General features: G+C 48.8%; 16 protein-coding genes and 1 other annotated feature. Of the genes, 11 read left to right on the top strand and 5 right to left on the bottom strand.

Annotated features, from left to right (window positions below; translation table 11 throughout):
- The first annotated feature begins 213 nt into the window (after window positions 1–213).
- The gene (gene acsA / locus HII30_RS02630) at window positions 214–1,938 is read left to right on the top strand and encodes an acetate--CoA ligase (protein ID WP_169503381.1); all 1,725 of its coding nucleotides are present in this window, start codon (window positions 214–216) and stop codon (window positions 1,936–1,938) included.
- Between the two features lie 85 nt (window positions 1,939–2,023).
- Here acsA and HII30_RS02625 read toward each other — a convergent pair whose 3' ends face one another.
- A complete protein-coding gene (locus HII30_RS02625) occupies window positions 2,024–5,170 on the bottom strand; it encodes a penicillin-binding protein 1A (RefSeq protein WP_169503380.1) in 3,147 nt (1,048 codons plus the stop codon).
- A gap of 144 nt (window positions 5,171–5,314) precedes the next feature.
- Window positions 5,315–5,569, top strand: a binding site (T-box leader).
- Window positions 5,570–5,622: 53 nt separating this feature from the next.
- Here HII30_RS02625 and tyrS point away from each other — a divergent pair.
- Window positions 5,623–6,876 (top strand): tyrosine--tRNA ligase, encoded by a 1,254-nt coding sequence (tyrS, locus tag HII30_RS02620; RefSeq protein WP_169503379.1) that lies wholly within the window; start codon window positions 5,623–5,625, stop codon window positions 6,874–6,876.
- A gap of 129 nt (window positions 6,877–7,005) precedes the next feature.
- On the opposite strand, the gene rpsD is transcribed toward tyrS, so the two are convergent.
- Window positions 7,006–7,605: a 30S ribosomal protein S4 gene (gene rpsD / locus HII30_RS02615; protein ID WP_169503378.1), complete on the bottom strand. Its 600-nt coding sequence runs from the start codon at window positions 7,603–7,605 to the stop codon at window positions 7,006–7,008.
- A gap of 469 nt (window positions 7,606–8,074) precedes the next feature.
- Between rpsD and HII30_RS02610 the strand changes: the two genes are divergently transcribed.
- The 5 genes from HII30_RS02610 to HII30_RS02590 all read left to right on the top strand — a co-directional run bounded on the left by HII30_RS02610 (window position 8,075) and on the right by HII30_RS02590 (window position 13,079).
- The gene (locus tag HII30_RS02610; protein ID WP_246245974.1) at window positions 8,075–10,072 is read left to right on the top strand and encodes a sensor domain-containing diguanylate cyclase; all 1,998 of its coding nucleotides are present in this window, start codon (window positions 8,075–8,077) and stop codon (window positions 10,070–10,072) included.
- Between the two features lie 149 nt (window positions 10,073–10,221).
- Window positions 10,222–11,049, top strand: a complete 828-nt coding sequence (locus HII30_RS02605) for a hypothetical protein (protein ID WP_169503377.1) — start codon at window positions 10,222–10,224, stop codon at window positions 11,047–11,049.
- A gap of 119 nt (window positions 11,050–11,168) precedes the next feature.
- The gene (locus HII30_RS02600; protein WP_169503376.1) at window positions 11,169–12,284 is read left to right on the top strand and encodes an aminopeptidase; all 1,116 of its coding nucleotides are present in this window, start codon (window positions 11,169–11,171) and stop codon (window positions 12,282–12,284) included.
- Window positions 12,285–12,375: 91 nt separating this feature from the next.
- Entirely contained in the window at window positions 12,376–12,624 is a 249-nt protein-coding gene (locus HII30_RS02595; RefSeq protein ID WP_169503375.1) for an HPr family phosphocarrier protein, read from the top strand.
- A gap of 167 nt (window positions 12,625–12,791) precedes the next feature.
- Window positions 12,792–13,079 (top strand): Fpa/YlaN family protein, encoded by a 288-nt coding sequence (locus HII30_RS02590; protein ID WP_169503374.1) that lies wholly within the window; start codon window positions 12,792–12,794, stop codon window positions 13,077–13,079.
- A gap of 93 nt (window positions 13,080–13,172) precedes the next feature.
- Here HII30_RS02590 and cax read toward each other — a convergent pair whose 3' ends face one another.
- Complete coding sequence (gene cax / locus HII30_RS02585; protein ID WP_169503373.1) at window positions 13,173–14,240, bottom strand: calcium/proton exchanger; 1,068 nt, start codon at window positions 14,238–14,240, stop codon at window positions 13,173–13,175.
- Between the two features lie 156 nt (window positions 14,241–14,396).
- Here cax and HII30_RS02580 point away from each other — a divergent pair, with 156 nt between their 5' ends.
- Window positions 14,397–14,783, top strand: coding sequence for an Asp23/Gls24 family envelope stress response protein (locus HII30_RS02580; RefSeq protein WP_169503372.1), 387 nt, complete (start codon window positions 14,397–14,399; stop codon window positions 14,781–14,783).
- Window positions 14,784–14,834: 51 nt separating this feature from the next.
- Here the strand turns inward: HII30_RS02580 and ftsW are convergent, their stop codons facing one another.
- Together ftsW and HII30_RS02570 are read right to left on the bottom strand one after the other, a co-directional pair.
- On the bottom strand, window positions 14,835–16,061 hold the full coding sequence (gene ftsW, locus HII30_RS02575) for a putative lipid II flippase FtsW (protein WP_169503371.1): 1,227 nt from the start codon (window positions 16,059–16,061) through the stop codon (window positions 14,835–14,837).
- A gap of 12 nt (window positions 16,062–16,073) precedes the next feature.
- The gene (locus tag HII30_RS02570) at window positions 16,074–16,421 is read right to left on the bottom strand and encodes a YugN family protein (protein WP_169503370.1); all 348 of its coding nucleotides are present in this window, start codon (window positions 16,419–16,421) and stop codon (window positions 16,074–16,076) included.
- A 251-nt stretch (window positions 16,422–16,672) separates the two neighbouring features.
- Between HII30_RS02570 and HII30_RS02565 the strand changes: the two genes are divergently transcribed.
- The 3 genes from HII30_RS02565 (at window position 16,673) to HII30_RS02555 (ending at window position 21,469) form a co-directional block, all read left to right on the top strand.
- Window positions 16,673–17,869 carry a M20 family metallopeptidase gene (locus HII30_RS02565; protein WP_169503369.1) on the top strand — a complete coding sequence of 399 codons (1,197 nt, stop codon included), beginning with the start codon at window positions 16,673–16,675 and terminating at the stop codon, window positions 17,867–17,869.
- Between the two features lie 144 nt (window positions 17,870–18,013).
- The gene (locus HII30_RS02560; RefSeq protein ID WP_169503368.1) at window positions 18,014–19,714 is read left to right on the top strand and encodes a DNA repair helicase XPB; all 1,701 of its coding nucleotides are present in this window, start codon (window positions 18,014–18,016) and stop codon (window positions 19,712–19,714) included.
- Window positions 19,715–21,469 (top strand): helicase-associated domain-containing protein, encoded by a 1,755-nt coding sequence (locus HII30_RS02555; RefSeq protein ID WP_169503367.1) that lies wholly within the window; start codon window positions 19,715–19,717, stop codon window positions 21,467–21,469.
- Window positions 21,470–21,516: the final 47 nt, after the last annotated feature.

Raw genomic sequence — 21,516 nt, 5'->3', positions numbered from 1 at the left:
CGGCAACTATGATATAATCTCTTCGACATAAAACCTTCACATATTATGTATTGACTTTCGGGTCATAATGAAAGAAATTCAGGTACTATAACAGCTCTAGTAGAGCGCTTCGCAGTATCTGCATGCTTGTGTATTCTAATGCTTCATTCATATTTTTTGTAAGCGCTGTCCACATTTGATGGTTCACCGATTTAACAATGAGGAGGATGCAACATGAATCAAACACATAGTGAAGTACTGCCAAGTGAAGTATCTCATTCTAATTTAAGTGATTATGAACAAGCCGCAGCGCGGTTTTCGTGGGAAGAAGTTGAAAGTCACTTTACCTGGTATGATACAGGAAAGGTGAACATGGCATATGAGGCGATTGATCGTCATGTTGCCGAAGGCCGGGGAGACAAGGTAGCCCTTCTGTATAGTGACGCTAACCGGGAAGAGTCGGTTACTTTTGCCCAGATGAAAGAACAATCTGATAAATTTGGTAATGTATTGCGCAAATACGGGATCGGTAAAGGTGACCGTGTGTTTATATTTATGCCTCGAGGCCCGGAACTGTATGCCGCCTTGCTGGGCATTTTGAAAGTAGGGGCTGTGGTAGGCCCACTGTTTGAGGCGTTTATGGAAACAGCCGTTAAAGATCGTTTGGAGGATAGCGGTGCGATTGCGCTGATTACAACGCCGGTACTGCTTCCTCGAGTGAAGCGAGAAGAACTTCCGCTGCTGAAGCATCTCTTTCTGGTAGGTGAGGATGTACCAACAGGTGAAGGCCTCATGGATTATCATGAGGAGATGAGCATGGCATCTCCCGAGCTGGATATCGAGTGGCTGGACCGTGAAGACGGACTGATTATGCACTACACTTCCGGTTCCACAGGCAAGCCAAAAGGTGTCTATCATGTGCAGAATGCCATGATTCAGCATTATTATACAGGCAAGGTAGTTCTGGATCTCAGAGAAGATGATGTGTATTGGTGTACAGCCGATCCAGGGTGGGTTACAGGGACCTCTTACGGTATATTTGCTCCTTGGCTGAACGGTGTAACGAACGTGATCCGGGGCGGCCGATTCAGCCCCCAGGATTGGTACAGCACGCTCGCCAAGTATAAGGTTACCGTGTGGTACAGTGCGCCTACTGCATTCCGTATGCTGATGGGTGCAGGGTCTGATATGATCGATCAGCATGATCTCAGCAGTTTGCGTCATGTGCTGTCCGTTGGAGAGCCTTTGAATCCGGAAGTTGTACGCTGGGGTCATAAAGCTTACGGCCAGCGGATTCATGACACATGGTGGATGACCGAAACCGGAGGGCAGCTGATCTGTAATTATCCCGGAATGGCGATCAAGCCTGGTTCAATGGGACGCCCGATTCCCGGTGTCAAAGCAGCCATATTGGATGATCAGGGCGTTGAAGTAGCGCCTTACACGATGGGGAACCTGGCGATTCAGTCACCATGGCCTTCGATGATGAGACAAATCTGGAACAACCCTGCGAAATATGAAGAATATTTCCGGATTTCCGGTTGGTATGTGTCAGGTGATTCCGCTTATATGGACGAAGACGGTTACTTCTGGTTCCAGGGCCGGATTGATGATGTGATTAACTCTTCCGGTGAGCGAATCGGACCTTTTGAAGTAGAGAGCAAGCTGGTGGAACATCCGGCGGTGGCCGAAGCAGGAGTTATCGGTAAGCCGGACGCTACACGTGGAGAGATCATTAAAGCTTTTATCTCCCTGCGTGAAGGTTATGAGGCTTCCCAGGAACTGAAAGACGATATATACCGTTTCGTCAAAGAAGGGCTGTCTGCTCATGCAGCACCGCGCGAGATCGAGTTTAAGGATAAACTGCCAAAGACCCGCTCAGGCAAAATCATGCGCAGGGTACTGAAAGCATGGGAACTTGATTTGCCGACAGGTGACCTGTCTACGATTGAAGATTAATATAATATATTTAAAAAGGACTGACCCCTGTGTCTGCTAATGAGACACGGGAGTCAGTCCTTTTGAGTTTTGGCTTGCTATGAGACTATTCTTTCTCGAAATATACGCTTGCCGATGCGGAGGATTCTCCTATTTCATTAACGGCGGTGATCCGAAAAGTTCCCTTTATCGGATCATTGATTTTGAAATTAAACTCTGGCCCTGAACTGGATCCAATCATCTGGAATACGCCGTCACTGGCCGGGCTGGCATACACATTATACTGCTTCACCTGATCTTCAGCAGGATTGGCTTTCCATGTTACTTTGAAGCCGCTATCTGTGGATCGAACCGCTGGTTGTCTCGGTTCCTTAGGAATGCCGGATGGGCCTTCAGGTACTGGAACCTCTTGATCTTGGTTCTCCTCAGGTACTGTCTCATCTGGTGTAACGTCTGGGTCTGACCCATTATCTGCAGGATCAGGCTCAGATGGTGTCGGTTTTGGCGTTGGTGCAGGTGAAGGTGTTGGCGTCGGTGCAGGAGCAGCTGATGGTCCTACTGCTGCACTCGGTGATGAAGTTTTACCAGCCACATCTACTGCCACGATATAGTACTGAACATTGGAGCCGGATGATGATACAAAATAATTCGGTCCATCACTGGTAACAACTTGGCCTCCGTGGACGAATGAACCTCCATGTACCGAGCGGTATAACCGGTAACCGACGACATCCGGAGATCCGCTGGGACTAAAGCTGATGACTGCATTCCCGCTTTGGGATGAGTAACGGACGTTCTTCGGCGGTGTTGGTGCACGGCCGTCGTCTATCCGAGGATCAACTTTGGTCGGCATGTTCTTGTTGGCATCCCGGGGAATATAGTAGGACAGCGGTTCGTGATCACCTGTCATTCCCGCGAAGGCGGCCTCCAGCTCCTTGATCAGCTCATCAATCGGCTTCTCCCGCTTGATGACCGTACGTTCTTTTAAAAAGTCGTTCGGTGTTTCATCTCTCGGGATGTAATTAACTCCCCGATAGGTAATATACTTGGCCTTGCCCTGACTGTCATCCCGTTCGGTCGGCACGTACTTGGCATTAAACAGATCGGTGACAAAGCGGTCTGTTAACTCGGACGGAAGCTTACCGCTGTAAGCAGAGACCGTCTGGGATACAATGTCCTCAGGTTTGGCAAACTCGTGATTTTCAAATAATTTCGGTCTCAGGTCAATCGCTTCATTCATAATCTGGGACCAAATATTCTGTGCATGGGTACGCTGAGGACGTTCCAGCGTATTTGCGGAATATTTATATCCGACCCATACGCCAACCGTAACATCCGGCGACAGACCGACAAACCAGCTGTCTCCATAATTTTGGCTGGAGCCGGTTTTACCCACAACCGGAATATCATTAAAATGTTTGTAATTGTCGCGGACCGTACTGCCGGATCCTTCTGTGATGACGGTACGCATCATGTCCGTCATCAGATAGGCAGTCTGTTCCGAATAGACTTGAACAGGTTTCGTATCATGCTTATAAACAATCTTCCCGTTCGAGTCGACAATTTTACTGATCATAAAGGCATCAGCGAATTTACCCTGATTGCCGATGGAGCTGTACGCATTAGTCAGCTCTTCTACAGTTACGCCAAACTCCAGGCCGCCCAGTACACCGGTAGCTGCGCCGCTGTCTCTCTCTGTGAGGGTGGTGATTCCAAGTTTCCTCGCAAACTCCCAGGCATTGTCAATCCCGATGGAGTTGTTAAAGAGCTTCAGTGCAACGGTGTTGGTGGAATTATTTAAAGCCTCTCTAGCCGTCATAAGACCTTTATAACCGGTGTAAACATTTTTAGGAATATGGTAGCCTTTTCCGCCATCCTTCAGAATGATCGGTGAATCATCCACAATGCTGCCGGGTTGAACCTGACCGGATTCCAGAGCAGGCAGATACGCCGCGATCGGTTTCATGGCAGAGCCTGGCTGACGTTTCATCTGGGTGGAATAGTTCATGGCTTCAAACTGGTAATCACGGCCTTCGATCATACCGAGGATGGCTCCGGTTTTGTTGTCGATCATCATAGCCGCAGTCTGTTCTTTTCCTTTATCTTCACTGTCAGGAAAGAAATTATCGTCGTTCTCGGCAATTTTGCGCATGGCGCCGTACAGTGTACGGTCAATCGTCGTATAAATCCGATAACCGCCGGTGCTGAGCAGTGTCTGTGCATCTTTCTCCAGTTCGCTGTCTTCCCTGAGTTGTTCAACATCAATTTCGGGGTTATTCAGTTCCATTAAAATTTTGGAAGCCTGACGTTCAACCTCCATCATAAGATAAGGATAGGTTACATATGCCTTTTGCATTCTTGGAGCCAGTGATGACTTGATGTCAAAAGCTTTGGCTTCCTTGTATTCTGCATCTGTAATGACACCTTCATCCAACATGCGCTGAAGCACAAGCGCTTGGCGTTTCAAAGCACGATTAAATGACTTCTCGTCAAATTCCCCTATGCCGCTGAAAGCTGAATATGCGGAAGGAAGCTGGGGGAGACCTGCGAGATATGCAGCTTGAGCGATATTCAGTTTGTTCAAGTCATTAATATTAAAAATACCTTTAGCTGCTGCTTTAATTCCAAAGATATTATAGCCATTAGAGCCATTACCATAAGGAACTTTGTTCAGATAAGCGGTAATGATTTCATTCTTGGTCATAAACCGCTCCAAACGAAGGGCGAGCAGAATTTCTTTCACTTTCCGATTCGCTGTCCGGTCTCTGCTCAGAAAAACCTGTCTTGCGAGCTGCTGAGTCAGTGTACTGCCTCCGGTTTGAACCTGTTCATTCAACAGCCGCTGCTTCACAGCACGGGTGGTGCCCACCATATCGACACCTTCGTGGGTAAAGAAACGGTTATCTTCTATAGATACTACGGCATCGATAATAATCTGTGGAATTTCTTCATGCTTTACCGGCCGCCGGTCTTCCTCTGTACGCAGCTGGCCGATCGGTGACCCGTCTCCGAAATAAGCAAAGCCGGTGATCGCGTTAATGCCCATTTGCTGTTCAATCTGAGCTCTGGATCGGACTGGCTCGTCTTTAACAATAGAGGTAATATAGCCGAAAATAGCTCCTCCAGCGAACAACATTCCCATAAGTCCCAAGATAAAAAGCCAGCCGACGGCTGATCCAATCTTCCGTACAACGGACTTCTTCTTCTTGGAAGGCTGTTCGTTCTCAGGCTTATGTTTTTTCTCCTCAACCATGAATGTGTATTCCTCCTTTTAACGCACCTATTATAGCATAAATTGAAGGTTTTGAATCATAGCTCCCGCATCCTGTCGTTTCAAAATGAAAAAGTTTGACTTTAACTGACTGCCTATGCTATAAATATGGCTAAGTTCATATCAGTAAAAGCGTTGAAGGATCCCAGTAGAAGGGAAAACGATGTTTACAGAGAGCCGGTGGCTGGTGCAAACCGGAATCATCCCCCCTTTGAATTACCATCCTGAGCTGTCCGGAGGAACGTGTGTCGGCTTTTTACAGCCGTTCAAGTAGTCCGGTTCCGGGAATATATGTTTCCGTTATGGCAATGAAGTGAAAGCTCCTGAAATAATGGGGTTTTAATTAGGGTGGTAACGCGAGGTCTCCTTCTCGTCCCTTGGGATGAGTAGGGGCTTTTTTTGCGTTCAATTATAGAGAGGATGTGCATGAAGTAATGAAGTGGGAAGAACTTTCAGGGGCTCAGCAGAACGAAGTGGAGCGTCAGCTGGACGTTCTCGCCAGAGGTGTTGTGGAGATCGTTCCTGAGGAAGAAATGAAGAACAAAATTATGAAATCTGTTGTTTCAGGAGAGCCGCTGCGTGTTAAGCTCGGGATGGATCCCTCTGCTCCGGATCTGCATCTGGGGCATACGGTGGTGCTGCAGAAGCTGCGTCAATTCCAGGATCTGGGTCATGAGGTTCAGTTGATCATCGGTGATTTCACTGGCCGTGTCGGCGACCCGACAGGCAAATCGGAAACCCGGAAACAGCTGACAGAAGAAGATGTGATGCGCAATGCAGAAACATACCAGAAGCAGATTTTTAAAGTGCTTCATCCGGAGCAGACCAAGGTGTATTTCAATTCAGAGTGGCTGGGCAAGATGTCATTCGGCGATGTGGTGCATTTATCCTCCAAAGTGACCGTAGCCCGGATGCTGGAGCGTGACGATTTTGAAAAACGTTACCAGAGCGGACAGCCGATCAGCATTCATGAGTTTTTCTACCCGCTCATGCAGGGGATGGACTCCGTAGCACTGAAGAGCGATGTGGAGCTGGGCGGTACGGATCAGAAATTCAACCTGCTCATGGGAAGAACGCTGCAAAAGGAGTACGGTGTAGAACAGCAGGTGACCATTACGCTGCCGCTGATTGAAGGTCTGGACGGCGTACAAAAAATGAGCAAAAGTCTGGGTAACTACATCGGGATCGATGAAGATCTGAATGAAATTTACGGAAAGTCCATGTCCATACCGGATGAGCTGATGTTGAAATACTACAGTCTGGCTACCGATATTAGTAATGAAGATCTGGAAGCTCTGAAGTCAGGCATTGATGCTGGCAGCGTACACCCCAGAGATGCTAAAATGCGTTTGGCGCATACCTTTGTTCGAATGTATCATGGAGAAGAAGCTGCAGATCAGGCGCAGCAGCACTTCGTGACAGTGTTCCAGCAGCGGGCACTTCCTGAGGATATCGAAGAATTTGTCATTCCGGCTGAAGAGCTCCAGGATGGCGAAATCCGTTTGATGAAGTTATTGACCCTATTAGGCTTTGCAGCTTCTAACGGTGAAGCCAAACGCAGCATTCAGCAGGGTGCAGTAAAGTGGAACGAAGAGAAACAGACCGATATTAACGGACAGATTAAACCTGCGGATGGTGACATTGTTCAGGTAGGGAAACGAAAGTTTGCCAAACTAAAGCTGTCCTAAGTTTAGAAACACGTAATAAGAAAAGCGGATGCGCCTGAGCTTCTTCCATGGAAAGGAAGACTTGGGTGCATCCGCTTTTATGTATTAAAAAATCCCCGGGAGAGTCTCCCGAGGATTACAGTTTCAATCTTAACGGTTGTAGAATTCGACGATTTGCTTCTCGTCAATATCCTGGGACAATTCGGAACGTTCTGGCAGACGAATGAATTTACCTTCCATGGAGTTCTCATCGAACTCGACGTAAGCTGGAAGATGAACACGATTTGCCAAAGCATCCTTGATTGCGGAGAGGCTGCGGCTTCTTTCACGAAGACCGATCACATCTCCCAGAGATACAGAGTAGGAAGCGATGTCTACTTTCTTGCCGTTGACAGTAACATGACCGTGAGCAACGAGCTGACGGGCACCTGCGCGGGAATTGCTCAGGCCCAGACGATAAACCAGGTTGTCCAGACGGCTTTCCAGCAGGAACATAAAGTTCTCACCGGCAATACCTTTCATGTTCTGTGCTTTATCAAACAGGGTACGGAATTGTTTCTCGCCCAAGCCGTACATGTGGCGCAGTTTTTGTTTTTCCTGAAGCTGCATGCCGTAGTTGCTCATTTTTCTCCGTTGGTTAGGACCATGCTGTCCCGGAGGGAAAGGGCGTTTCAATTCTTTGCCAGTACCGCTGAGGGAAATACCCACACGACGGCTCAATTTAAATTTAGGACCGGTGTAACGTGCCATTTAATATAGACTCCTTTGTAATTAAGTTTCATTAGGGCTCTATTTGCGCCGTATTTGTTTGAAACTGTCCGTGTGCCGGAAGATCTGACAGAAAAGTTCAGCCGCTGTCCTGTCAGCAACAAATATCGTGAGGGTGACACAATCATCCGCCCAAAAAAATTGAATGCATTGCATTCTTATTCAACAATAAATATTATATGAAATAACTATGCAAAGTCAAGTTGGTTAAGAGAGAAAAGTTTTGTCTTATTTTGTCGATAGGACCTTTGACCTAAAAAATATGGATAAAATGCTTAAAACTTAATGCAAATCTAGGTAAAAAAGAGTAAGATAAGATTATTATTAGAGCATTCATCCACCTGCGATTGCGGTCAGCGGCGCATTTAGGCCTTATGGGTACACGTTAATTCATATTATTTACATCTGGGTCTTTAGACAGACCTTATTATGGTGCAAAGGAGCGCCCAATATGTCAGAAGAACAACGGAAAGCATCCGCAAGCTCCTCCACATCTGCGGCTCTGATGAGTGCGTCGTCCCTTGGGACGGGGGACACGGGTTACGTTTCCGGAAGCGGATGGCATCATATGCTGGACATCACGCTTTCCGATCTGCCGTATCTTCAGCCGATCATAGAAGAGAGCTTCTTAGATTGGAAAGAGGAATGCGCAGGGCTGTTATCCAGCATCGCGGGGGAATGGGCTGTGCTTCGTCCTGACGGAACCTGGTTTACGGGAGATCCGCAGCTGCAGGATTATTTTTCTGCAGGTGATGATCCCGCTGTGTCGGATCTCATAGGATCAGGGAGTGCTTGTGCTGTTCGCAGCGAACATGTACTGGGCGGCAGGACTGTTTGTGCAGTCCCCTTGTTATCCAGAACGCACGGCGATTTTTTTGCTGCACTGGTAAGCGTAACGAAAGGCCAGGATACAGAGCGGGCCCGTTTCATGACCGAGGCTGCGGGTATCATACTCCGATCCAGCTTCTATCGAAGATTCCAGCAGATTTTTGTGACAGACTTGGAAGTAGTCTATGAGCAGGCGGCCAAGGAAGCAAGGCGGCGTTCTCTTCTATTTCAATATGTGAAACGAATGCACACCCGGATTGATGTGGATACCGTATTGAACGAGGTCATTGAAAGCGTACTTTGTGTATATCCGAACGCAGATGTTCAGCTGTTCATGTCTCAGGACCATGAGAGCAATCATCCTCTCGTTAAACCGCTTTTGCTGCACCACTGGCAGGAAGAGATCTACGTCCGGACCTTTATGGAAGGGACATTGACGATCGTTCACAACGAAGCAGGTAAGGATGCGGAGTCCGAGATTGGGGTGCCTGTAGGCGGAAAACAAGGGGTGTACGGGGTGCTTCATCTCAAAATCCCTCGTGAACACCTGCCGGAGATCGATCTGGAGCTGCTCGAAATGATGGCAGATGCAGGAGGTACTGCGTTTGAGAATGCCAAATTGTACGAGCAGTCGAACGTCATGATCCATGAGCTTCGTATGATCAATGAGCTTACTCAAAGCTTGAGCAAAAGCTTGAATCTGACAGATATTTATCAATTTGCCAACCAGGAGCTGCGGAAGATTCTTCGTGCCGATTACTGCTGCATTCTTAGTATGAATGAGGAATTAGGCGCCCTGGAGGTTACCACTTGCAATGCGCCTTGGCTGGCCAAAGAGGTTTTTCCGAAGGAATATGGTGTAGGCGGATACGTGTTTCAGACCAAAGAGCCGCTTATATTAGCCGACTATTCCGAAGAACGCCCGGCGGAGTCGAAACTGATGGAATCAACAGGCTCCAATTCTCTAATAGCAACTACGCTGATCGTGAACGGCATTACACGTGGTGTTATTTTAATGACTCATCGAAAGAAACATTATTTCTCTTATGATGACTACCGTCTGCTGCAGACCCTGTCCAGCCATCTCGGTCTTGCGGTTGGCAATGCGTCACTGCATGCCGAGGTGAGGCGGATGGCCAACCGGGATATGCTGACCGAGCTGTATGCCCGTCATTATCTGGATGAAGCCATTCAGCAATGTCAGAGCCGGGATTTCTGCGGATCCCTGATTGTTGTCGATATCGATCACTTCAAGCGCGTTAACGACACGTATGGACACCAGATCGGGGATAAAATACTAAAACAGGTCAGCAGCATTGTTAAATCCTCCATTCGTCAAACCGATATTGCTGCAAGATGGGGAGGGGAAGAACTGGCCGTTTATTTACCAGGCTTGAATATAGAGGCGGCTCTTCAAGTCGGGGAGCGGATTCGCCAGAGGGTAGAACAGGAAACAGACCCTCTTGTAACGGTATCCTGCGGTGTATCAGAATGGAACTGGACGCATGAACGAATTAGTGTAGAATCATTGTTTTATCGCGCAGATATGGCATTATATGAAGCCAAGAACAGCGGGCGCAACCGGATTGTGACCGAACAGGCGGAGTCATCGTCCGAATAGACCGTCCTAACTGCATGAAATGAGGAGGAGCTGTAGCCAAAGTGGAATTTTCTACTGTGGTACAGCTCCTTCTTCTTTTCCACTGTCTTGCATAAATGAGAATGCGCCGGAAAACCTAATCTCTATATGATGGTGAAGGAGGGTCTGTCGTGATGATTAGATTCAGGTTTTCCAAATGGATATCGATCATGATGTGTCTATGCTTATCAGGCTGTATGTCCTCTGGGAAAGACCCTGACCATCTGCTTGAAATATCGGTTGCGGGCCTGGCCGGTATGGATAACCTCACATTTCAGGGAGAGAGCAGTATCCGAAGCGATCCTGCCGGAATCTATAACCGAACCGTTCAATATGAAGGAGAGCTTCAGAAACACAGGCTGCTAACTATGAAAATAAGCCATCGAGACAGAGTGCCCAATCATGAGCTCTATACCTCAGCAGGGAGCACCATGAATGGATTTCAGGCTAAAATAAGATACCAGGACGGCCGCTGGGCACCCCTTGCAGACGGATATGCTGAAGCGGGCTGGGTCAGCGGGTTTAATCCGCTTCAGCAGCTGGAAAGTATGATCAACATGGAAAAGACAGTGACGGAAGAAGTCGGGGCCCCGAGAGGCAGGAGAATATTGCGTGTTCAACTTAAAGAGGAAGCGTCCCGAACACTAGCTGTGAATATGCTCAATGAGCAGATGGCTGAGCTCCGGCAGCGGTTTGAGGATCAGGAAGGGGATCTTTATACCAGGGACAAAAAGGCCAGAGAAAGATTGACAGCGATTTGGGAGAAAGAAGACCAGGCCATGAAGAAGCTGCTGGAGCAGAGTAAGATCTCCGTCCTGTATCATATCACGATAAACGAGGCCAGTTCTCTGCCAGAGCGTCTTACTTCTGAAATTCGTATGAGATACGATGACTTCTCTGGCGTGAACAGGGATGAACGATCGTTGTCTGAAGTACGCTTTATTCGTTATGCACAATAAGGTAAAGCTTCGGCTGACGAAGCAGGGCCAGCGTGCTACAATATGAGAATAAAATTAACCGATGTTCAATTGAATGGGGATAAAGCGGTTAACTCAACACAACCAGAGGAGGAATAGACATGCGTGACCCAAGAATTCAAAAATTAGCGGAAAATCTGGTGGGGTATTCTGTCGATATGCAGCCGGGTGAAAATGTACTGATCGAAATGATCGGCTCCGAGCGTGATTTGCTGAACGCGATCGTGGAAGAGGTAGGCAGAAAGGGAGGACGCCCTTTTGTTCAATTAACGGATAAAACGGTACAACGGGCGATGCTGAAGCATGCATCCAAGGAACAGCTCTCGATCTGGGCCGAGCTGGATCTTGCCCGTATGAAGCAGATGGATTGTTATATTGGTATTCGTGCAGGTGAGAATGTCAATGATCTGTCCGATGTGCCTGAACAAAATATGAAGCTGTACAATTCGGTATATTCTCACCCGGTACATAGCGAGGAGCGCGTGAAGCGTACGAAATGGGTCGTTCTGCGCTATCCGAATGCAAGTATGGCTCAGCTTGCAAACACGAGTACAGAGGCGTTTGAAGACTTCTACTTTGATGTCTGCAATTTGGATTATTCCAAAATGGACCGTGCGCAGGATCCGCTTGCTGAATTGATGAGAAAGACCGATAAAGTCCGCATTACCGGGGAAGGCACAGACCTCAGCTTTTCGATTAAAGGCATTGGGGCAGAAAAATGCTCTGGCCAGAAAAACATCCCTGACGGTGAAGTATATACGGCTCCAGTGCGGGATTCCGTGAACGGCACAATTTCCTACAACACGCCGACACTGTATAACGGTGTTACATTCGAGAACATCACGTTCCGTTTTGAAAACGGAAAGATTGTGGAAGCCACAGGAAGCGATACCGCACGGCTGAACGAAATTCTGGATTCTGATGAAGGTGCCCGCTATATCGGAGAGTTCGCGATCGGATTTAATCCTTACATCCTGCATCCTATGAAAGATATTTTGTTTGATGAAAAAATAGCAGGAAGCCTTCATTTTACGCCAGGTCAAGCATATGATGTTACAGATAACGGCAATCGTTCTTCTATCCATTGGGATCTGGTACTGATCCAGCGTCCGGAATATGGCGGCGGAGAGATCTATTTCGACGATATTCTGATCCGCAAAGACGGCTTATTTGTCACTCCGGAGCTGGAGGGCTTGAATCCCGAAAGTCTCAAATAATCCGAAATAGGTTGCAAAAGAAAACGGATTCAATGTATCATGGAGAAGCAATAAAACCATTGATTCCACCTAAAGATACGGAGGGATTCCTATGTCCAATAACAACAATGCAAGCGTTGTCGAAATCGCTCAAACTGCAGGTCAATTTTCTTCATCCATCGTACTGCAGACAGAGAACAAGTACATCGACGTCAAAAGCATCCTGGGGTTATTCACGACATTGGTAAGTCACAAGAGCTATGAACTGCATGTTCACGGCCCTGATGCAGAAGAAGCGAAGAAAGCAATGATTGAGGTATTTAGTAAACATGGTCTGAACGTGAACGTCATTGCTGACTAAGCGTTGCGGGTCCGAAAGAACATCCTTCCTTTTTTAAAGGGGGGATGTTTTTTGGTACCGCCCCCGTATCATCTGTAAGCGGTGGAACTGGTCCTTGTATTGACATGACTTTTCGTCTAATATTAGAGATAGTAGTGTGCTGTGATTTTGACATAGGGGGGAAGATCATGACTTCATCTGATTTGCAGGAACAGCTGAATCTTAAAGCGATCAGTCTTCTACACGAAGATGCGGATAAAATTCAAAAGCTCATAGAAGTACAGATGGAGAATCTGGCAACCCGTTACTGCCCTCTCTATGAGGAAGTGCTGGATACTCAAATGTACGGATTTTCGAGAGAGGTTGATTTTGCGGTCAGAGCCGGACTATTGTCGGAAGTGACAGGCAAGCAGCTTCTCAGTAAACTAGAGCGAAATCTGGCCCTTCTGTATGAGGCGATGAACCAAGCAGAGTAGCCTGTCTATGGACAGGCGATACATAGAAGCGCATGCACGGTTTAACCGTGCATGCGTTTTTTGAATGGATAGGATGGACATTTTATGAATGCATCAAACGAGATAAAAGGAAACACCGAGTATAACATAAACAGCCAGCAGCATCAGGCCCTCGTACCAGTTCGTCTCGCCATCCTGGGTGATCGACTTGGCAATGAATACGGCCACACCAATCGCGACAAGCTCGATGGTTGTAAATACAATATCCATCGTGTTGCCGGAGAAGTAGCTGACAAATACGAGCACCGGAGCCACGAATAAAGCAATCTGCAGGCTGCTGCCTACAGCAATTTCTACAGCTGCGCCGATTTTGTTTTTCATGGCAAGCATGATCGCGGCACTGTGCTCTGCGGCATTACCGACAATAGCTACCACGAAAGCACCCACAAACAGTTCGCTGAGCCCATACTCTTCGCTGACAGGTTCCAGCACCCCAACCAGCCATTCACTGACCAGTGCTACCATGACTGTAGCGATTACCAGATAAAGAATGGAGCGTCCTTTGGACCATTGAGGCCCATGTTCATGCGGCAGTTCCTCATCTTTATGACTGACATCGGCCAGATAGTTTTTATGGGTAACCATCGAGAACAGCAGCCAGGCCAGATAGGCGAAAATCAGAATCCCTGCGACAACCAGACTGAGAAACTTGGTGTCTGACTCTGTAATGGAGTGTGTGTTCAGAAATACGGCAGGAATGAACAATGCGATGATGCCAAGCACCATTAATGAACCATTCAGCCCAGCCAGGCTTACATTATACTTCTGAACTTTGAACTTCAGGCCGCCTGCGAACAGACTTAGGCCTAACACGAGCAGCAGATTACCGATAATTGATCCGGTGATGCTCGCCTTTACCATGTCAAACAACCCCTGCTGGACAAGCAGGATAGCGATGATCAGCTCCGCTGCATTGCCGAACGTGGCGTTCAGAAACCCGCCAAGGCGCTGTCCGGCGTAATGGGCTACACTTTCGGTCGCTTTTCCTAGAAAACCGGCGACGAAAATGACAGAAATAGCCGACAGTATAAACTGGAGCGTAAAGTTCCAACCTAAAAAGTGCCCTAAAGCACTCAGCAGGAAGGTGATGATCAGTAATGCGGGACTTATCCATTTTTTCAAGGTGCACACCTGCCTTATTGATATGTAAATAATGAAGTACTAACTCAATATACCCAAAAGAATCCAGGTAGTAAACTTTTTTCATATGCCGGAATTTGCTTTTTAGGCCTGTTAGGATTTACAATACGGATAATGAGGGTGAAGGGGGATTTTGGCATGGCGGAACAACTTCAACTGGATAATGGATTAATTCGGATTTCGAATGATGTCGTATCGAAAATTGCCGGCATGGCGGCTTTGGAGACACCTGGTATTGCTGCAATGTCAGGAGGGCTGTCCGAGGGCTGGGCCAAGAGACTTAGCGGAAAGAATGTGCAAAAAGGGGTAACGGTAGAAGTCGGCCAGCTGGAAGCAGCGATCGACCTTCGCATTATCGTCCTCTATGAAACACCTATACATGAAGTATGCCGCATGCTTCAGCAAAACGTGCGCGAGGCGGTTGAGAGCATGACAGGCCTGCGTGTCGTTGAAGTTAATGTTAAGGTGGAAGGCGTAGCATTTAAAGATGATGAAATTGAAGATTTCTCAAGTCGAGCGAAGTAAAGAGCAGCGATCATGACAGCATTACTGCTCCACACGGAATCAGAAAAAAGACTACCGGGCTGCCCGGTAGTCTTTTTTAATGATGGATTTGACCTGTTCTTCCTTCTGCGGCCTGTTGCTGTCTCTTGAAATGCTCAGCAGGATGCCGATGGACAGCATCATGACCAGCAGGGATGAACCTCCATAGCTGATAAACGGAAGGGTTACTCCTGTGATCGGAATTGTATTCGTGACCCCGCCAATATTGACGAAAGCCTGAATGGCAATCAGTCCCATGATACCTATTCCTGTGAGCGTTCCAAAAGGATCGCTGCACCTTAGAGAAACGATGATCCCCCTCCATATGAAGTACAGGTAGAGGAGCAGGAACAGTGCTGTTCCGATGAAGCCGAACTCTTCTCCAATGACGGCGAAAATAAAGTCGTTGTATGGATTTGGCAGGTAATGCAGCTTTTGAACACCTTCGCCATAACCCGCACCGCCGACGCCGCCCTGGCCGATAGCAATCAGGGACTGGACCAGATTGTATCCGGTTCCTGACTGATCCTGGAACGGATTCAGGAAAGCTTCGATCCGACCCATCTTGTAGTTGCCTGCTGCTTGCGATTCTCCACCGGAGATGACACTAAACAGGGAGCCTACACCGATAGTCATCGCAAGTCCGAGCGCAACGAGCGAAATACATACCGTAATATGCTTCAGGCTGGCACCGCCGGCATAAATGATCAGTCCGCAGGTGGCCACAAGGATAAAGGTGGACCCCAAATCCGGCTGCAGCATGATCAATCCGGCTACAATGCCTACGATAATCAGGACCGGAAAAAATCCGCCCTTCCACTGACGGATCCGCTCTCCTTTTTTCGTAATGAGTGCTGCGAGATATCCAATGGTGGCAATCTTGGCCAGCTCGGTAGGCTGAATGCCTAGTTTACCGTTTGCGAGGTTAAACCAGCTTGCTGCACCATTGGTAGTCCGGCCAATCACAACGACCAGCACCAGAAGGATTAGAGTAAGAAAAAACACAGGAAAAAAAAGCTTGCGATAAACTTTGTAATTGATGTTCATGGCAATCAGCATGACGAAAGTGCCAAGTGCGGCGAAAATGAGCTGGCGCTTGGTAAAATACAGCGCGTCATAGCTGAACTTTTCACTGACGACGGTGAGACTTGAGCTCGAGCTGAACACCATAATTAAACCGAATCCCACCAACAGCAGGGTAAGGATCAACAGTTGAAAATCCGGCGTCCCTCTCTTCGGCTGTGGTTTCGTATTTTTCATAGAATGAGTGCTTTACGCTTCGAGAAGCGTTTTCAGCTCCTGCAGTTTTTTGTTCGCGATATTCAGAACAGGCTGCGGAGGAGAACCCGTATAATCCAGTCCGTGCGGAAAGGTAGCCTTGCCCAGATAAACAGCTTCAATCTGAAGAACGGTATCCGGCTTTTCCAGCTTGCCTTCAATTGCACGCGTATTGATGCGGAGGTAATATTCCGCTTCCGTTTTCTTGTCTTCGATCTTGAAATCATATGTAGCACGGTAATATTCCCACTGCCAGCGGACGAAGCCTACCTTCTCGGCGCTCTCATCCAGATAAGCCAAATCACTCTTTAAGCCGTCCAAGCCTGTATTTTCAAAAATCATGGCGTTTTTAAACCCCCTTAATTAGTCCCTACAAAGGTCTTTAAATATGATAGTATGTTTCACTGACTTGTGCAAGCCCGCCGAATAGCGCCTGAAGTGACTTTAGGACTTATATCTTGCGGGTTTCGACAAGGGGGTGTGTGACCTTCACCTTCATTTTAAAGTGTAAGGCCTTCCTGTTTTCTGATACAATGTATTTCAAATGAAGAAAGCGAGAGGAAGATCAGGACACGGGAAGGAATGAAGCAAATATGAACAGAACAGCTGATCTGGAGTTATGGTTTCCGCAAATGGTAGAATGGCGGCGTTATTTACATATGCATCCTGAGGTTTCCTATCAGGAGGTGAAAACCTCTGGATTTGTAGCATCTGTTCTGGAAGACTTGGGATATGAGGTCAGAACAGGCATGAGCGGGCATGGTGTAATGGCCGTTCTTAAGGGCAGCATGCCTGGAAAAACGGTGGTGCTTCGCGCAGACATGGATGCGCTGCCGATCCGGGATGAGAAGGAATGTGAGTACAAGTCAACCGTTGACGGGGCCATGCATGCCTGCGGTCATGATGGTCATACGTCCATTCTGCTCGCCGCCGCGGCTTACTACATGTCCATCCGGGAACGGGTGCGCGGGGAGATCCGGTTTATGTTTCAGCCTGCAGAGGAAGTGTGCCCGGGCGGTGCGATCGGCATGATTCAGGCCGGCGCTTTGGAAGGGGCGGACGTGATATACGGTCTGCACTTGTGGACACCGATGCCTATCGGTACAGCTGCCAGCACGGCGGGTCCGGTTATGGCAGCCGCGGATGAGTTTTTTATCGATATTATTGGCCGGGGAGGCCACGGAGGGATGCCGCATGTTACAGCAGATGCGGTGCTGGCGGCAGCATCACTGGTGACCCAGATGCAAAGTATTGTCAGCCGTTCAGTGGATCCGCTGCAGCCTGCTGTTGTGACCGTGGGGACGATTCAGGGAGGTTCGGCTCAGAATGTCGTGGCTGACCGCTGCCGGATCACCGGGACGGTTCGGACATTTGATGAGGACACAAGAGATTTGATTCGCAGACGGATTGAGAGTATGGCGAAGGCAGCCGCGGAAGGTTACGGAACACAAGCAGTCATTGATTATTTGTCCGGGTACCCGGCCGTTGTGAATGATGCGGTGGAAGCAGAGCGGTTCTTCCGGACGGCTCCGTCGGTATTTGGCGAGGAGCATGTTCAGGTATCGCCAAAGATCATGCCTGCCGAAGATTTCGCATACTATTTGCAGGAGATTCCAGGATGTTTCATGTTTGTCGGGGCAGGCAATGAAGCGAAAGGGGCTGTGTATCCGCATCATCATCCGAAATTTGATTTTGATGAGGATGCCATGCTGAACGGTCTGAATCTGATGGTTCAGATGGTTGAAGCCTATCAGGATGAACATGCGCAGGAGCATATCAACCGCAGCTAAATGCATGGAAAGCGTGAGGTTTGGAAATCATAGGATCTGGGGAAGTTCACACCCGCATTGCTGCGGGGAAGGGGCTTCCCTTTTTTTATGGAGACTAAAGGTCTGTATAAGATCTGATGAACCAGGAAGGGGCTTAAGCCTGTCATGAATGACAACAAACCTTGCATTGTGCAGCGGGACCGCAGTATTCTGCTGGACGTCCATCATACCCGTTTTGAAGAAGCCCGGGGACAGATTTCGCAATACAGCGAACTGGTGAAGAGTCCAAGCTCTTTTCATACATACAGGATGACTCCGTTATCACTCTGGAATGCGGCGTCTGCCGGCTGGACTTCAGAAAACATAAGCAGCAGCCTTCAATCTCTTTCCAGATGGGAAGTGCCATTATCTCTTCTGCAGGAGGTGGAATGTCTTGTCTCCCGTTACGGACAGCTGCGTTTGATCAAGCATCCACAGGAGGAGGGGCAACTCATGCTGGTTGCTGAATCGGCCAAGATGATGGAAGACCTCCAGCAGAAGATCTCATTGAAGCCGTTCGGTCTGCATTTCATCTCCGGCATCTCGGCACAACTGCCGGCAGGATGCAGAGGCATGCTGAAGCAGGAGCTGACCCGGCTGGGTTATCCTGTGCTGGATCAAGCCGGCTACCAGGACGGACAATATTTGAATGTTGGCTGGGCGGGGGAAGGCAGTTCCGAAGGCACTGCGTCGGTGAAATTTCAGCTGCGGGATTATCAACAGGACGCGGTAAATGGATTTCTCAATCATGGCGGCCAAGGCGGGAGCGGGGTACTGGTTCTGCCCTGCGGGGCCGGCAAGACGGTAATTGGCATGGCTGCCATTCATAAGCTGCAGTGTGAAACGTTAATATTGACATCCAATACGACTTCAGTCCGTCAGTGGATTAACGAGTTGTGTACCAAAACTTCACTGGATGCAGGAGATGTCGGTGAATATACCGGTCAGTGCAAAGAGGTCAAAGCGGTTACGGTGGCCACCTATCAGATCCTGACTCACCGGCGCAGTAAAGAGGATGGCCCATGCCATATGGGGTTATTCAATGAACGCAGCTGGGGTCTTATTATTTACGATGAGGTTCATCTGCTTCCAGCACCAGTCTTCAGAGCCACAGCTGATATACAGGCTACCCGCAGGCTGGGGTTAACGGCAACTTTAGTCCGGGAAGATGGAAGGGAGCATGACGTATTCTCCCTGATCGGACCCAAATGTTATGAGATGCCATGGAAAAGCCTTGAGAAGATGGGATGGATTGCATCCGTGGACTGTATCGAGATGAAAGTATGGATGCCCGATGCTATGAAGGAGAAGTACCGGCTTGCCGGAAAACGGGAGCAATACAGGCTGGCTTCGGAAAATCCATTAAAGCTGGAACTGATCAAGCAGCTGATGCAGCGTCACTCTGATAAGCAGGTCCTGGTCATCGGACAATATGTTGAACAGCTGAAGGATATCTCCGAAAAGCTGGATATCCCGCTTATCTATGGCGGTATGCCGCAGAAACAGCGAAACCGGCTGTATGACGCATTCCGGCAGGGTGAAATTTCAGCGCTTGTCGTATCCAAGGTAGCCAATTTTGCGGTGGATTTACCGGATGCGTCTGTTGCAATCGAGGTGTCCGGAAGCTTCGGCTCCAGACAAGAGGAAGCCCAGCGCCTCGGGCGCATCCTGCGTCCCAAAACAGGCGGCACACGTGCCTGCTTCTATGCTTTAGTCACCCGGGACAGCCGGGAGGAGGACTTTGCACTCCGCCGCCGGCTCTTTTTAATTGAACAAGGGTATGAGTACCGTATGCATGCCGATGTTTACGGACAGGCGGATTCGTAGATGAGTATGAAGAAGCACGGTGATGATGCAGGTATGCCGGATAAGAATACCATCCATATCCCGGAAGGAAATGCTCGGGCAGTGCTGCAGGCGATCTGGAAGGCTTTCGCAGGCCAGCCGTTTGATGAGGATGCTCTGGTGATGTTAAAGATACCACCGCTCAGCGGTGCGGAGGTAATGGCGGCATTTATCGAATTAAGGGCATGGTGTATGATCCACACGGTAAAAAACAACTGGGATGAGCGGCTGTTTTTTATCTCGGAAGAAGTTCTCTTAAAGCTGCAGGATCTGTTTTTCCGGCTCCCGCCACATTGGGATCAGATAGATGCTCCGATATTGAAACGCGAGGCCGGGGTTGGGCTTGCAAAGGATCTCTTTCACGTTCTGGTCTACATGCACCAACAAGAGGGACTCACCTTGACGACGAAAGGGACGGTACACAAAAGGCAGATCACCAAGCTGGAAGCCCTGGACACGGGACTCCGAAACGAGGATGCCCAAGGGTTGGGACTTCACCATACACATGCTGAGGTGTATACGCCCGCCGTCGCCGTGCTGATTGACCTTACACTGGCTTTAGGGCTTGTCATTCAGCTTCCCGGCCGACTTGTACTGAATATGGACAGCGTGCTCGAGTGGCTTCATCTTTCGGAAGACCATATGAATGCACTGCTGTTTCAGCATGTGATGCAGCGATACGGAAACCAGGAATCCGATCACCAGCATTTTCGTGCTTTGCTGTGTCGTTGTGATGTTCCGGTCCATTCCTGGCTGGATCTGGATGCGCTGCTTCGTGAGATGACATCTGCCGGGATGGTGAAGCAGGAACGGCTGGGCATGGTGAACAAGGCCGCTGCTACATGGGTGCAGTTTTTGGCGGGTGCAGGCTGGGCAGATTGCGGCCAGTCCGGAGATGGCAGTCTTCTGGTCCGCTTCAGAGTGTCGGGCTGTTGTCTGATGAACATGCCTTTCCAAGAGGAATATCCCTCGTCACTTGAAGGCGGTTTATATGTTCAGCCGGACTATGAAATTCTGGTGCCTCCGGAAACGCCTTATCAGGTGCTGTGGGAACTGTGTCGTTGTGCTGACTACGTGGCAGGTGATCGAATGATGGTTTACCGCCTCAGCAAAACATCTGTCACTTCTGCCACTTATGCCGGTTTCGGGGTTGAAAAGATTCTTACGTTGCTTGGGCGTCATGCGGTAACGGGTATACCGGAGCATGTGGTCGATGCGGTCATGTTATGGGGGCGGGAAGCGGCGCTGTCGGCTCCTTCAAAAACTGTGGTTAAACCTGAAGAGCTTAATGCTCCCTCTGTTTTGCAAGGTGACTTGCAGCGTTTTAAGGGGCATCAGCGTATGGAAGGTTCTTTTTTACCGCGTGCCGGTTTGATAGGCGGCATGAGAGAGTATGGTTTCTTGGAGCTGGATGATGAGGTTCCTGACGGGGAAAGTCTTTTTCCAGGGATACAGCTCATTCCGCGATCCTGGACCAGTGAACTGCGAGGTTATCACGCTTCGACCTCCAGACAAATCGTAGAAACTGCGTTAGGCTGGCGGGCAGCGTTGGAAATCCGGAAGAATGGTCAAAATCGAAAGTTTATACCGCTGACAGTTCAGCGTGATCCCTGGATCATCGAGGGAGAGCTGTACGAACTCGAACAGAAGATTCCGGTCCGTGTCGAACTGGGGGATGGAGATTGGCAGGAGCTCCGGATCCTGCTGCCTGCCATGCCGAATTCGCGCAGCTTGTGAAAGATCTCACCTCTTTTCCCCCTTCTTAAGCTCATACCGATATGATA

The sequence above is a fragment of the Paenibacillus lemnae genome (genome assembly GCF_012933385.1).
Lineage (GTDB): Bacteria > Bacillota > Bacilli > Paenibacillales > Paenibacillaceae > Paenibacillus_AQ > Paenibacillus_AQ lemnae.
This window is presented reverse-complemented; position numbering and strand designations above follow the sequence as displayed.

Coding starts and splice junctions, on each gene's coding strand:
- acsA (WP_169503381.1), top strand. CDS start 214: ATGAATCAAACACATAGTGAAGTACTGCCAAGTGAAGTATCTCATTCT.
- HII30_RS02625 (WP_169503380.1), bottom strand. CDS start 5,170: ATGGTTGAGGAGAAAAAACATAAGCCTGAGAACGAACAGCCTTCCAAG.
- tyrS (WP_169503379.1), top strand. CDS start 5,623: ATGAAGTGGGAAGAACTTTCAGGGGCTCAGCAGAACGAAGTGGAGCGT.
- rpsD (WP_169503378.1), bottom strand. CDS start 7,605: ATGGCACGTTACACCGGTCCTAAATTTAAATTGAGCCGTCGTGTGGGT.
- HII30_RS02610 (WP_246245974.1), top strand. CDS start 8,075: ATGTCAGAAGAACAACGGAAAGCATCCGCAAGCTCCTCCACATCTGCG.
- HII30_RS02600 (WP_169503376.1), top strand. CDS start 11,169: ATGCGTGACCCAAGAATTCAAAAATTAGCGGAAAATCTGGTGGGGTAT.
- HII30_RS02595 (WP_169503375.1), top strand. CDS start 12,376: ATGTCCAATAACAACAATGCAAGCGTTGTCGAAATCGCTCAAACTGCA.
- HII30_RS02590 (WP_169503374.1), top strand. CDS start 12,792: ATGACTTCATCTGATTTGCAGGAACAGCTGAATCTTAAAGCGATCAGT.
- HII30_RS02580 (WP_169503372.1), top strand. CDS start 14,397: ATGGCGGAACAACTTCAACTGGATAATGGATTAATTCGGATTTCGAAT.
- ftsW (WP_169503371.1), bottom strand. CDS start 16,061: ATGAAAAATACGAAACCACAGCCGAAGAGAGGGACGCCGGATTTTCAA.
- HII30_RS02570 (WP_169503370.1), bottom strand. CDS start 16,421: ATGATTTTTGAAAATACAGGCTTGGACGGCTTAAAGAGTGATTTGGCT.
- HII30_RS02565 (WP_169503369.1), top strand. CDS start 16,673: ATGAACAGAACAGCTGATCTGGAGTTATGGTTTCCGCAAATGGTAGAA.
- HII30_RS02560 (WP_169503368.1), top strand. CDS start 18,014: ATGAATGACAACAAACCTTGCATTGTGCAGCGGGACCGCAGTATTCTG.
- HII30_RS02555 (WP_169503367.1), top strand. CDS start 19,715: ATGAGTATGAAGAAGCACGGTGATGATGCAGGTATGCCGGATAAGAAT.